The following is a 985-nucleotide window of genomic DNA, read 5'->3' as shown; positions in this document are numbered from 1 at the left end:
CCCGCGACCGTTGTGTTCGGGCCGATTCGCGCGTTGCCCGCGACGATCGCGTTCCGGACGACCGCGCCCGCGCCGATCACCGCGTCGGGGAAGACCACGGCGTTCTCGACGACCGCGCCCGCCTCGACCGTCGCGTTGCTCCCGATCGCGGTGCTGCCGCCGATCGTGACGTTCGGGCCGACGCGGACGTTGCCCGCGAGCGCCACGTCGTCGGCGACGGTCACCGAGTCAGCGAGGGTGGGACCGTCAACCCCAGTCTCGCTCGACTCGCCGATCAGCGCCGCGTTCACGGTCAGCAGGTCCCAGAGGTTCGACACGTCGAGCCAGCGGCCGTCGTATCGCACCGCCGACAGCGACTCGTTCGCGGCGAGGTCGTCGAGCGTCGCGGTGATCGCTAGCTCGCCGGGCGCGTGCGTCTGGCGGATCGCGTCGAATATGGCGGGCGAGAACGCGTAGACGCCGGCGTTGATCTGGTTGGTCTCGACGGTTCCCTCCGGCTTCTCGTCGATGGCGGTCACAAGCTCGCCGTCGAGGGTGACGACGCCGTACTGACGGGGATGCGCCACGCTCGTGACCGCCATCGCGGGGAGGTCGGCTTCAACCGCGCTGTCGCGCAGTTGCGAGACGATCTCGGGGTCGACGATCCGGTCGCCGTTGAGCACGACGAAGGGCCCGTCGACGACCGACTCGGCCTGTAACACGGCGTGACCGGTTCCCAATTGGGTGGACTGCTCGACGTATTCGATCGTCACACCCCAATCGTCGCCGTCGCCGAAGTGGTTCCGGATGCGCTCCTGCTTGTAGCCGACGACGAGGACGATCCGGTCGATCGTGGTCGCCGTGACCGCCTCGACGACGTGTTCGAGAAGCGGACGATTCGCCACCGGGACCATCGGCTTCGGTCGCCGGTTCGTCAGCGGGGCTAGCCGACGCCCCTCACCCGCGGCGAGGATCACCGCGGTCACCGAGTCGTTGTTCATGAATT

1 protein-coding gene is annotated in these 985 nt (G+C 68.5%); it reads right to left on the bottom strand.

Going from position 1 to position 985, the window contains the following annotated elements:
* The coding region (locus DVK07_RS19600; protein ID WP_121598519.1) for a sugar phosphate nucleotidyltransferase at nt 1–980 on the bottom strand (980 nt) is incomplete at its 3' end.
* Nucleotides 981–985: the final 5 nt, after the last annotated feature.

The organism is Halorubrum sp. Atlit-26R (assembly GCF_003666015.1).
GTDB lineage: Archaea > Halobacteriota > Halobacteria > Halobacteriales > Haloferacaceae > Halorubrum.
Note: the sequence above shows the minus strand (reverse complement) of the source record. Positions and strands in the feature narration are given on the sequence as shown.